Annotated in this window: 10 protein-coding genes; 7 read left to right on the forward strand and 3 right to left on the reverse strand. The window is 56.1% G+C overall.

Annotation, left to right across the window (positions count from 1 at the left end):
• The first annotated feature begins 74 nt into the window (after positions 1-74).
• Both pyk and JAO32_RS16055 read left to right on the forward strand, forming a co-directional pair.
• On the forward strand, positions 75-1,541 hold the full coding sequence (pyk, locus tag JAO32_RS16050) for a pyruvate kinase (protein WP_334242237.1): 1,467 nt from the start codon (positions 75-77) through the stop codon (positions 1,539-1,541).
• 7 nt (positions 1,542-1,548) lie between these two features.
• The gene (locus JAO32_RS16055) at positions 1,549-2,403 is read left to right on the forward strand and encodes a TIGR03435 family protein (protein ID WP_334242239.1); all 855 of its coding nucleotides are present in this window, start codon (positions 1,549-1,551) and stop codon (positions 2,401-2,403) included.
• Positions 2,404-2,406: 3 nt separating this feature from the next.
• Here the strand turns inward: JAO32_RS16055 and JAO32_RS16060 are convergent, their stop codons facing one another.
• The 3 genes from JAO32_RS16060 to JAO32_RS16070 all read right to left on the reverse strand — a co-directional run bounded on the left by JAO32_RS16060 (position 2,407) and on the right by JAO32_RS16070 (position 5,883).
• A complete protein-coding gene (locus tag JAO32_RS16060; protein WP_334242241.1) occupies positions 2,407-3,159 on the reverse strand; it encodes a metallophosphoesterase family protein in 753 nt (250 codons plus the stop codon).
• Positions 3,160-3,500: 341 nt separating this feature from the next.
• Positions 3,501-4,913 (reverse strand): hypothetical protein, encoded by a 1,413-nt coding sequence (locus JAO32_RS16065; protein WP_334242243.1) that lies wholly within the window; start codon positions 4,911-4,913, stop codon positions 3,501-3,503.
• Between the two features lie 166 nt (positions 4,914-5,079).
• Positions 5,080-5,883 carry an ABC transporter ATP-binding protein gene (locus JAO32_RS16070; RefSeq protein ID WP_334242244.1) on the reverse strand — a complete coding sequence of 268 codons (804 nt, stop codon included), beginning with the start codon at positions 5,881-5,883 and terminating at the stop codon, positions 5,080-5,082.
• An 83-nt stretch (positions 5,884-5,966) separates the two neighbouring features.
• On the opposite strand from JAO32_RS16070, the gene JAO32_RS16075 reads away from it, so the two are divergent.
• The 5 genes from JAO32_RS16075 (at position 5,967) to JAO32_RS16095 (ending at position 9,677) form a co-directional block, all read left to right on the forward strand.
• On the forward strand, positions 5,967-7,127 hold the full coding sequence (locus JAO32_RS16075) for an acyltransferase family protein (protein WP_334242246.1): 1,161 nt from the start codon (positions 5,967-5,969) through the stop codon (positions 7,125-7,127).
• A 133-nt stretch (positions 7,128-7,260) separates the two neighbouring features.
• Positions 7,261-7,563 (forward strand): ArsR/SmtB family transcription factor, encoded by a 303-nt coding sequence (locus JAO32_RS16080; protein ID WP_334242254.1) that lies wholly within the window; start codon positions 7,261-7,263, stop codon positions 7,561-7,563.
• Complete coding sequence (locus tag JAO32_RS16085) at positions 7,560-7,985, forward strand: SRPBCC family protein (RefSeq protein ID WP_334242248.1); 426 nt, start codon at positions 7,560-7,562, stop codon at positions 7,983-7,985. Before JAO32_RS16080 ends, JAO32_RS16085 begins: the two co-directional genes overlap by 4 nt.
• Positions 7,986-8,357: a DoxX family protein gene (locus tag JAO32_RS16090; RefSeq protein ID WP_334242250.1), complete on the forward strand. Its 372-nt coding sequence runs from the start codon at positions 7,986-7,988 to the stop codon at positions 8,355-8,357.
• A 90-nt stretch (positions 8,358-8,447) separates the two neighbouring features.
• Positions 8,448-9,677, forward strand: a complete 1,230-nt coding sequence (locus JAO32_RS16095; RefSeq protein ID WP_334242253.1) for a pyridoxal phosphate-dependent aminotransferase — start codon at positions 8,448-8,450, stop codon at positions 9,675-9,677.
• Positions 9,678-9,721 lie beyond the last annotated feature (44 nt).

Raw genomic sequence — 9,721 nt, forward strand, 5'->3', positions numbered from 1 at the left:
GATTGTTTCCCTTCTTCGGGAGGAAAAATTAAGCTGTGCCGACGGGAATTTTCACACGTCCGGTCTGGAGAACGATGAGCGAAGGTAATTTTCTGCTGGGCGGCACGGGCCGCAGCGCCAAGATTGTAGGAACACTGGGACCGGCGTCGTCTTCGCCGGAGGTCTTCCGGCAGTTGGTGCGTGCGGGCCTGGATGTGGCGCGTTTGAATTTCTCGCACGGCTCGCATGAACAGAAGGCGGAACTGATCCGCATGGTGCGCGAGGTCAGTGAGAGCGAAGGTAAGCCGATCTGCCTGTTGGCCGATCTGCAGGGACCGAAGATCCGCACGGGCAAGCTGGTGGACGGCAAGCCAGTACTGCTGGAAGCCGGCAAGCAACTGATCATCACGCCGCATGAGATGAAGGGAACCGCCGAGAAGGTGAGCACCGTGTTTCCCACTCTCGCGGAGAACCTGGGGCCCGGCGATACCATCCTGCTGTCTGACGGTTTGATTGAGTTGCGCGTGGCGCGCGTCGATGGTCTGGACGTAGTCTGTGACATCGTCAACGGCGGCATGCTGGGCGAGAACAAGGGCATCAACCTGCCGGGTATTCCTGTGAAGGTTCCTGCGCTGACAGAGAAGGACGAGGAAGACCTCGAATTCATCGCAAAGCAGGGTGTGCATGCGCTGGCATTGTCGTTTGTGCGCACGGCAGAGGACATTCGTTACACGCGTCGTCGCATGAAGGAACTGAACTGCGATGCGTGGATTGTGGCAAAGCTGGAGAAGCCGCAGGCGATTGAGAACCTGGAAGAGATTCTGGAAGAGACCGACGCGCTGATGGTGGCTCGTGGCGACCTTGGCGTGGAAGTGCCGCCGGAGAAGGTGCCTGCGATTCAGAAGCACATCATCCGTCGCGCTCTGGCGTATCGCAAGCCGGTGATCACGGCGACGCAGATGCTGGAGAGCATGATCGACAATCCGCGTCCGACGCGTGCGGAAGCCAGCGATGTGGCGAACGCCGTGTATGACGGTACGGATGCGGTGATGCTTTCGGCCGAGTCCGCAGCGGGCAAGTATCCGGTGCAGGCCGTGGCCATGATGGCGAAGATCATTGTGGAGACAGAGGCGCAGATGACGCTGGATCCCACAACGGCTCCGCAGCTTCCCATGCACGCAAAGGGCGCAAAGCTGAGTGTGGCAGAGACCATCTGCGAGAGCATGGCGCATTCTGCTGAAGACCTGGATTTGAAGGCGATTGCCGTGTTTACGGAGTCGGGAACGTCAGCGCGTCTGCTGTCGAAGTACCGGCCAAATGTGCAGATTTACGCTCTGTCCACAGAGACGGATGTCATCGGCAAGTGCATGATGCTGTGGGGTGTGTATCCGCTGAAGGTTGACCGCTTTGGCGGTGGCGATCTGCAGATTGAGATGGCCGAGCAGAAGCTGCGTGAACTGGGCCTGGCAAAGCCGCGCGAGGTTCTGGGCATTGTGGGTGGAACGGCCAGCCGCATTGGCGGTACGAACTTCATGAAGCTGCATGAGATTCCGGACGCATAGGCGACAGATGTCGATCCATGTTTCAATCCAAAGCGGAGCCCGTAGGCTCCGCTTTGTTTGTTTTGCCGCTGCGCTTCTCGTATGCGGTGCGGTTTGCGGACATGCACAGACCTCGTTTGATGTTGCGTCGGTTCGGCCAAACAACGGAGAGGGAAGATCTCTGTTGGAGGCGACGCCGGGCCGGCTTGCGGCGACGAATATCTCCGTGCAGCGGCTCCTGTTGATTGCATTCGGTATTCAGGATTTTCAGATGGTCGATGCGCCCTCGTGGACGGCCTCCGAACACTACGACGTGACCGCAAAGGCGAGCGGTGACACAACTGTGAATCAGATGGAAGGGCCAATGCTTCAGGCTCTTCTTCAGGAGCGCTTTGGATTGAAGGCGCATCGAGAAATCAAAGTCCTGCCGCGTTATGAGTTGAGAACGATCAAAGGAGCATTAAAGCTTCATCGCTCTGTTGAAGGAAGCTGCAAGCCATATGTGAAAGATGCGCAACCGGATATGGCTTCCAATGGAAAGCCCGCGGTGCCCTTTTGCGGTTTGCATAGGACTGAGGAAGGTCCGAGCCGCAGATTGGAAGGCAAGGGAGTCACCATCGCGGATCTGGCGGCGAGCCTTTCGCATAGCTACAACACAGATCTGAATAGTGTGGTTGTTGACCTAACGGGGCTGTCGGGCGGTTTTGACATGAACTTGCAATGGACGAATGATGCGGATGCCCTGCCATCGGCGGCAGGATTATCCGCGGGCTTGTCGTTGCCAACAGCCCTCCGTGAACAGCTTGGACTCAGGCTGGAGCGTTCGAAAGGCGAAGTTGAAGTGCTTGTGATCGATCACATCGATCGGCCAGAAGCGAACTGAGTTCTAACGACCCATACGGAGCCGCTTGGCCAGTTTTTCCGGAAGACCTGCGAGCAGAATGCGGCCCTGTGCCAGGTCGATGTCGTAGGGCACGCGATGGAAGGTGATTGTTTTTTCGTCGCTATCGTAGATGATGTATCCGGCGCGTGGGTCCAGGTCGCGCGGCTGGCCTACGGAGCCGGGGTTCAACAGGTAACGCCGGCCTTCGTCCATGGCGAGTGTCCAGCGGCAGGAGCCGGAGCTGCGAAGGTACTTCGGTGTCACGGTGAACCAATGGCCGTCCTGCCAGCCGAAGCCGCCCTGGATGTGGGTGTGGCCAAAGAAGGTGACCTGCTGCTGCATCACCTGCAGCGGCTGCCACGCATCGCGAATGTTCAGGATGTAGATGTCCTCGTGCACCGGGGAACCGTGTGCGAGTGAGACATCGGCGTTATCAGCCTTAATGGGCCCGTGCGGAAGCGCCTTGAGCCAGTCAATGGACTCCGAGTTTAGGTGGTCGCGTGTCCACTCCACGGCTTCGCGTGCGGATGGGTTGAAGGTCTCGGCCGACTCGATGCCGCTGGCGACTTTGTCGTGGTTGCCACGCACATTTTGGGTAGCGCGGTGACGCATCTGTTCCACGACTTCGTTCGGGCTGGCGCCATAGCCGACGACGTCGCCCAGGTTCCACAGGGCGTCCCATGTACCTGCGTCTTCCAGCACAGCATTGAGTGCTTCCAGGTTGCCGTGAATGTCGGAGAGAACGAGTGCGCGCATTATGGACGGAGGTCTGCGCGGACGCGCGAACCTATCCATGCTACAGGAACGTAGCGGTCAGACAAGGTCCCGGCGCATCCATCGGATTCTAATGTCGCGGAACTGTTACGCAAGCCGCAGAATCTAAGAAGCTTAGATTCTTTTCTGTCATGGGCCAACGAATCAGCTCCAGCCGAATCCGTTCATCCCCGTTGTGCATCCTATGGGTGGAGCGTATGCTCTGACCAAGTATCCGGGAGGAACCACAAGTGCATAAGGGCGCAGACGTAATCGGTTAAGCTGTTCGTTTCTCCATCGCTTTTAGAGAGCGGGGACAGGGTTGAAGTGCGCTCATGTCAAGCTCAAGGCTGATGTGGGTTTAGAAGTTTTGCGAGTTCCTCAAGCATTGCTGCGGTCGGTTCCGCCGTTGCGGATTCCCTCCTTTCCATCTTCTTAGCGCTTCCTTTAAACCAATTCTTGAAATTCTCAAGAAGGTCGTGCCAGACCTTGCGCCGGTCGATTTCTTTCAGCGTACCGATATCAGCCATAGTCGGGAGCGTTACGCTTTCCACTTCCTTGCGATTGCGATACCAATGCTCATATAGAGGTTCGTCGTACTCGTAGCCGGTTGCGGCTTTCAGTATCTCCAAGGCGCATATAAGCAGATTTCGCTCGGGGCTCTTCGCGGCTGGCAGTGTCCAACCTGTAACGCCTCCACTGTTCTCAACCTCCTGAAAATCAGCAAACCGTGGCGAAGCTGCCGAATAGTCGGTGTCAGGGTTCGGTGTAGCACCCTGGGTGCGTTTTATAGCCGTATCTGAAAGCTTCTGCAGCGCAGGGCGAAATTTCTGCTCACCGCCCAAATCTTTTCGGATCTTTTCAAAGATCAGGTCGATCGCATTTCGGTAAACATTCTCGGCATTCAGATCCGTGAAGAATACGCCGCCTTCCTTTTCCGCCAGTCGGGCGTTGTAGAGCAACAGCCCCAGCAGATGAAACTTGGCTTTCTCTTCCGCATCCGTTTCGTCGCTCCTGAGAAATGTCACTGCATAACGCGCATGACCCACTATGTGCGTGTAGTAGTTCTGGGTCATTTGCTGCATCTTGGCGAACTGGCTTCGGCGCACCTCGTTCTCTTCGGCGCGCCGGCTTGCCAGCTTTGAAGTTTTCTCCGCGCGCCGGTTTGCCATCCAGGTAAACCAGGCACCCAATATCGCAACCAGAATTGGGACACCAAGATCCTTCAGCGTCGCTCGCATTCTGCGAACAGCAGGCCACATCCATCCCAGTTCCGCGTAAGAGTCTTCTATCCGTAACGGCCCGAGCGTCAAAATCGTCTGATGAAAGCCCAGGCCGGATCTCCTTTTGGAGGTCAAAGCCGTGACCATTACGGTCATTTTCTCGGTGCCCACAGCTTCTCCGGTAGTAACCGGCAAGTTGAGGGTTGTGGACGAGCTTTTGGGCGTCCAATAGATGCATTTCGTTGTCTGTACCGCGTTCGGCAGTTCCGAGCAAACTTCCAGGTGCATCGTCTTATGGATGTCGGACAGCACCTTAACGTGCAAAGCCACGTTCGTCCCGGGCTCTATTCGATCGCTGTCCAGGCTCACAACAAAGGTGACACCCTTTTGAGGATGTGAAATTGTGATGGGTTTTCGTTGCACTCCAAACTGTGATGGAGCCAGGCATAGGAGAGCAACGAAAAGAAGCAGTATCAGTAATCCGATGCCGCCAGAGATAAAAGCAATATTCCGTTGAAACCAGCCGTTCTCCATATCTCCCTCGGGGCGATACGTGAAGTCCTGCCGCAAGGAATTGCCGGCGGTATTGTGCGGCTAATTTTCCTACAAACAGCAGCGGTCAGCCAGAACTTATTACGAATGAATCGCTGGTCACCGCGCTGGCAAAGCGAATCGATCTTTGCCAGCGCATCATGACCGGCTAGAGAGTTGCCAATGGACGTTCGCGGTCGGTGTGCATGGTGGGCACGGCGGCAAGCAGGGCGCGGGTGTAGTCATTCTGCGGGGCCCGGAAAAGCTCTACGGCAGTATTGGTTTCCAGAATATGTCCGTGTCGCATTACAGCCACACGGTCCGCTGTTTGCGCCGTCACGGCGAGATCGTGCGAGATGAAAAGCATGCTCAGGCCATGGCGTTCGCGAAGATCGCGCAGCAGGCGAAGAATCTGCGCCTGCACGGTGACGTCGAGCGCGGTGGTGGGTTCGTCTGCAATCAGCAGTCGCGGTTGGTTGACCACGGCCATGGCAATCATGATGCGCTGGCGCTGGCCGCCGCTGAACTGGTGGGGGTAATCCTTACTGCGGCGCGTGGGATCAGGAAGCGCGACGCTGTTTAACGACTCAAGAACGCGATCTTTTACTTCTGTCTTGCTGAGCTTCGGATGATGCACGCGGATGGCTTCTGCGATCTGTTCGCCGATGGTCATGGCGGGATTTAGTGCCGTCATGGGCTCCTGAAAGATCATGCTGATGTCGCGTCCGCGACGCGCACGCATCTGTTTCCCCGAAAGGTTTAGGAGATCGTGACCGTCGAAGTGGATGTTGCCCGTCATGGATGCAGAAGGCGCAAGAAGACGCAGGATCGCAAGTGAGGTGACGGATTTTCCGGAACCGGATTCTCCGACGAGACCAAGTACTTCGCCTTCATTGATGGAAAACGAAATGCCATCCACGGCGGTGCTGCTTCCGAAGCGGATGGTGAGGTTTTCAACAGAAAGCAAAGCCATGGCGTTAGTGTAGCGGGACTTCAGATTGCGTGATGGCTCGCGGTGCCAGCTTCACAGCAGTTTGTGTATGGTGGTTGGAAGTCATGAGCCAGCCCCACGCACGCATCCAGCCCAAACAACATTTTGAGATTCTTGACGGTCTGCGCGGCGTCGCGGCCATGATGGTGGTCCTCTTTCACATATGCGAGACATGGAATGGCGGCGACCACGCCAGGCAGATCATCAATCACGGTTATCTGGCGGTGGATTTCTTCTTCATGCTCTCTGGCTTTGTCATCGCTTATGCGTATGACAGTCGCTGGAATCCTGCAAAGGGTCAGCCACGCATGACGCTGTGGGACTTCTTCAAGCGCCGCATCATTCGCTTGCAACCCATGCTCATCATGGGCAACGTAGTTGGTGCGCTGTTGTTTTACTTCAGCGCCAGCCCCAAGATCTTTCCGATCGTCGCCAACACTTCCGTGTCGAGACTCATTCTTGTCGCGCTCATCGGTTGCACCGTGATTCCGATCCCCATCTCCATGGATATTCGCGGCTGGCAAGAGATGCATCCGCTTGCTGGTACTGCGTGGTCGCTTTTCTTCGAGTACATCGCCAATATTGCTTACGCGCTTGGCTTGCGCAAGGTATCCAATCGCGTGCTGATGGTGCTTACCGTGCTCTCCGCGGCCGTGCTCACGCACTACCTTGTCACCACGCCACGCGGCGATATTACGGGTGGTTGGTCGGTCAATGCGATTGAGTTGAAAGTCGGCTTTATCCGACTGATCTTCCCGTTCCTGGCTGGCATGCTTTTGCAACGCATGCACAAACGCATCCACGTGCGGAACGCCTTCCTGTGGTGCAGCCTGTTGCTGCTTGTCACCTTCATGCTGCCGCGCTTTGGCACGACAGCCACACTTTGGAAGAATGGCCTGTACGAGGCGATGGTCATCATCTTCGTGTTCCCGATCATCGTAGCGATGGGCGCGGGTGAGCAGATCAATGGACGCACGGCCACTCACCTGTGCCGTTTCTCAGGCGCAATTTCTTATCCGCTTTACATCACGCATTACTCGCTCATTTACATCTACACAGCCAAGGTGTACGACGGAAAGCTGACACCGATGCAAGGCGTGACATGGGGTGCGGCATTGTTCTTTACCGCAGTGGCGATTGCCTATGCCTGCCTCAAGCTGGTCGATGAGCCAGTGCGTCGTTGGCTGAACCGCCGCTTCCTGGTCACTGGCACCACGACACTGTAGTTCGAGTCAACAAACATTGGTCCACCCTACGGGACGGAGTTTTCGCTTTACGAAATTTTGTCCCCAATTCTTACTTGACTATCCATAACCAAATGGTTATGGTTTCTTCGTGCCAAACGCAAACGCCAATCTCGTGTTTCGCGCTCTTTCGGATCCGACTCGAAGGGCAATCTTTGAAGAACTCACTCGAGAAGGGGAGCAGACGGTGCATGCGCTCACTCGCTTTGCGGGTGTTTCACAGCCCGCCGTTTCCAAGCATCTGACGGTGCTCAAACAGGCAAAGCTGGTGCGGCATCGTCGTGACGGACGTGAGACACACTACCGCTCTCGCCCGGAAGCTCTGGCGCCCCTTGCCGATTGGCTGCGGCATTACAGCGTGTTCTGGCGTGAACGATTCGACAAGCTGGAAGAAGTGTTGGAAAGGATGGAACCATGAGCAATTCTGCTGAAACACGTGCCGTTCTGATTGAGAGGAGCTTCTCGCATCCTCCTGAAAAAGTGTGGCGAGCGCTGACAGAGTCTGCGCTGCTGGCACAGTGGCTTATGAAAAACGACTTCGATCCTGCAGTAGGTAAGTCGTTTCAGTTTCGCGCTGAACCTGTGGCGAATTGGAATGGTGTTATTGATTGCGAAGTGCTGGCGATTGAGCCTCAGCGGAAGCTCTCGTATACGTGGAACTCCATGGGGCTTGAGAGTGTGGTGCTCTTTACGTTGACGCCGGAAGAGGGCGGTACGCATCTTCGCATGGAACAGTCTGGTTTCCGCACGGATCAGGAAGCAGCGTTTCGTGGTGCGCAGTACGGATGGCAGAGCTTCCTTGGCAAGCTGGAAAAGGTGCTGGCTGGGAGTGTGGCGTAGGTGGCGTCGAAGCGATGTGCCGTGGGTTTCTGGATCACCACGGCACTCTTCGCCATCCACATGACGTTCACCGCGTACGCACAGTTGAAGCTTTCTCAAGTGGCTGCGGCATTCGCTCATCTTGGATTTCCGAGCTACTTCCGTGTTGAACTCTCGTGGGCCAAGTTCGTGGGCGTGATTGCGTTGCTTGTGCCTGGGATTCCTGTGTGGATTAAGGAGTGGGCGTATGCAGGCTTTTCCATTACGCTTGTCTCCGCTGTGATTGCGCATCTTGCAGTGGGAGATGGTCCGGCGGCGTGGGGCTGGGCAGTGGGTGCGGCTGTTCTGCTGGGAATGTCGTACAGCTTCTGGCGTTGCAGCCGAAACGTATAACGGGGCTGCGTTACTGGCTACCTTTATGCTCGGAATCGCGTATCGTTTGAGTTACGCGCATTGTGTTGTTTGCGTATACCTGAGCGATCCATGAAAACGATAAGCAAATCAAACAAACTGGCACATGTTCTGTATGACATTCGCGGTCCCATCATGGAACGTGCCAAGCAGATTGAGGACGAAGGCCAACAGTTAATCAAGTTAAACATCGGCAACCTGGCCGTGTTTGGCTTCAATGCGCCTGAAGAAGTCCAGCAGGACATGATTCGTAATCTGCCGAATTCGGCGGGTTATTCGGATAGCAAGGGCATCTTTGCCGCTCGCAAAGCTGTGATGCATTACACCCAGACGCAGGGCGTGCAGGGCGTGACGCTGGAAGATGTCTACCTGGGCAACGGCGCCTCCGATTTGATCGCCATGGCAGTAAATGCGCTGCTGAATGATGGCGATGAGTTGCTGGTTCCCGCGCCAGATTATCCGCTGTGGACGGCTGTCACGAGCCTATCGGGTGGAAAGCCCGTGCATTACCTGTGCGATGAAGCCAACAACTGGAATCCTGATCTGGATGACATTCGTTCCAAGATCACGCCGCGCACCAAGGGAATTGTTGTTATTAACCCGAACAACCCCACCGGCGTGCTGTATCCGGACCACATCCTGCGGGGCATCGTTGCCATTGCTCGTGAGCATGGTCTGGTGATTTTGGCGGACGAGGTCTATGACAAGGTTCTGTATGACGGCGTAGTGCATACGGCAATTGCAAGCCTGTCTACCGATGTACTCACGCTGACGTTCAACTCGCTCTCCAAGAGCTATCGTGCCTGCGGTTATCGTGCGGGATGGATGGTGGTTTCCGGCGATAAGCGCGTTGCCAAGGATTACATTGAAGGCCTAAACATGCTGGCCAACATGAAGCTCTGTGCGAATGTGCCAGGGCAGTGGGCGATTCAGACTGCGCTGGGCGGCTACCAGAGCATTCACGACCTGGTGGGTGAGGGCGGACGTCTGCGTCGCCAGCGCGATTTGGCTTACGAACTGCTGACCGCCATCCCCGGCGTGACCTGCGTGCGGCCTCAGGCTGCGCTGTACATGTTTCCGCGACTTGACCCAGCGCTATATCCCATCAAGGACGATCGTCAGTTCCTTCTGCAGCTTCTGGAAGCAACGAGAGTGATGTTGGTGCAGGGAACAGGCTTTAACTGGCCGCATCCGGATCACTTCCGCATTGTGTTTCTGCCGCACGAGCCGGATTTGCGAGAGGCGATTGGCCGCATCGCGAAATTCCTAGAGGAGTACCGCAGGAAGTACGGTAAGGCGTAGACATGAAATGAAGATGCCCACCTTGAAAGGTGGGCGTCTTATTT

The sequence above is a fragment of the Terriglobus sp. ADX1 genome (genome assembly GCF_036877645.1).
Lineage (GTDB): Bacteria > Acidobacteriota > Terriglobia > Terriglobales > Acidobacteriaceae > Terriglobus.

Bases quoted from the DNA above. Each gene is read 5' to 3' on its own strand.
- pyk (WP_334242237.1), top strand. From the start codon at position 75: ATGAGCGAAGGTAATTTTCTGCTGGGCGGCACGGGCCGCAGCGCCAAG.
- JAO32_RS16055 (WP_334242239.1), top strand. From the start codon at position 1,549: ATGTCGATCCATGTTTCAATCCAAAGCGGAGCCCGTAGGCTCCGCTTT.
- JAO32_RS16060 (WP_334242241.1), bottom strand. From the start codon at position 3,159: ATGCGCGCACTCGTTCTCTCCGACATTCACGGCAACCTGGAAGCACTC.
- JAO32_RS16065 (WP_334242243.1), bottom strand. From the start codon at position 4,913: ATGGAGAACGGCTGGTTTCAACGGAATATTGCTTTTATCTCTGGCGGC.
- JAO32_RS16070 (WP_334242244.1), bottom strand. From the start codon at position 5,883: ATGGCTTTGCTTTCTGTTGAAAACCTCACCATCCGCTTCGGAAGCAGC.
- JAO32_RS16075 (WP_334242246.1), top strand. From the start codon at position 5,967: ATGAGCCAGCCCCACGCACGCATCCAGCCCAAACAACATTTTGAGATT.
- JAO32_RS16085 (WP_334242248.1), top strand. From the start codon at position 7,560: ATGAGCAATTCTGCTGAAACACGTGCCGTTCTGATTGAGAGGAGCTTC.
- JAO32_RS16095 (WP_334242253.1), top strand. From the start codon at position 8,448: ATGAAAACGATAAGCAAATCAAACAAACTGGCACATGTTCTGTATGAC.